The organism is Micromonospora sp. MP36, assembly GCF_008119785.1.
GTDB lineage: Bacteria > Actinomycetota > Actinomycetes > Mycobacteriales > Micromonosporaceae > Micromonospora.
In genome coordinates this window covers 1-903 of sequence record NZ_VSFA01000277.1, presented here as the reverse complement: position 1 = coordinate 903, position 903 = coordinate 1, and the positions used below count along the sequence as shown (strand labels likewise).

Annotated in this window: 1 protein-coding gene; it reads left to right on the top strand. The window is 64.6% G+C overall.

All coding sequences use genetic code 11. The features are described 5' to 3' along the window. Positions 1-211: 211 nt before the first annotated feature. Positions 212-903, top strand: a 692-nt coding sequence (locus FXF52_RS41150; protein WP_148805049.1) for an IS5 family transposase, incomplete at its 3' end; no start/stop codon positions are given.

The window sequence follows — 903 nt, the reverse complement described above, 5'->3', positions numbered from 1 at the left end:
GATCTTGTCTGCGTGCGATTAGCGGCATTCGGCCCGCCGAATGCTGGGCCAGCAGACCAGCCGACTCACGACTATCGGCACTATTTGCCCCGACTGATGCCGCATCGATATGCCAGCTTCGTTCCGCAGAACGTGTCTGGTTCAGAAAAGCCCTCGTATCGTCGGACTGCAGGTGCGATCCACCACGACCGTTCCACAGTAGACCTTCGGCATGGTTGAGCGACCTGCCTACCCTTCCGACCTGTCCGACGCCCGCTGGGCGCTGATCGCACCACGCCTTGCTGCCTGGCGTCAGGCCCGCACCGACGCCGGTGTCGGCGGACGCACCGCCACCCACGACCTGCGGGAGATCTTCAACGCGATCCTCTACGTCAACCGCACCGGCATCGCCTGGCGCTACCTGCCCCACGACTTCCCACCCTGGCAGACCGTCTACGGCTACTTCACCGCCTGGACAGGCGACGGCATCTTCACCCAGCTCAACTACCAGCTCACCGGCCTGGCCCGCACCAAAGCCGGACGCGCCACGCAGCCATCGGCCGCCGTGATCGACAGCCAGAGCGTGAAGACCTCCACCAACGCACCCGCCGCCACGCAGGGCATCGACGCCGGCAAGAAGATCGTCGGACGCAAGCGGGGCATCGTCACCGACACCCTCGGCCTGCTCCTCGCCGTCGTCGTAACCGCGGCCAGCACCAGCGACAACACCATCGGTATCAACCTGCTGGAACAAGCCAAAGCCACCCACCCAGCCCTGGCCAAGACCTGGGTCGACGCCGGCTTCAAGAACAAGGTCATCGAACACGGCGCCACCCTCGGCATCGACGTCGAAGTCGTCACCAAAGACCCACAAGTCAGAGGATTCTCCGTGGTCAAACGCCGATGGGTCGTCGAACGCACCCT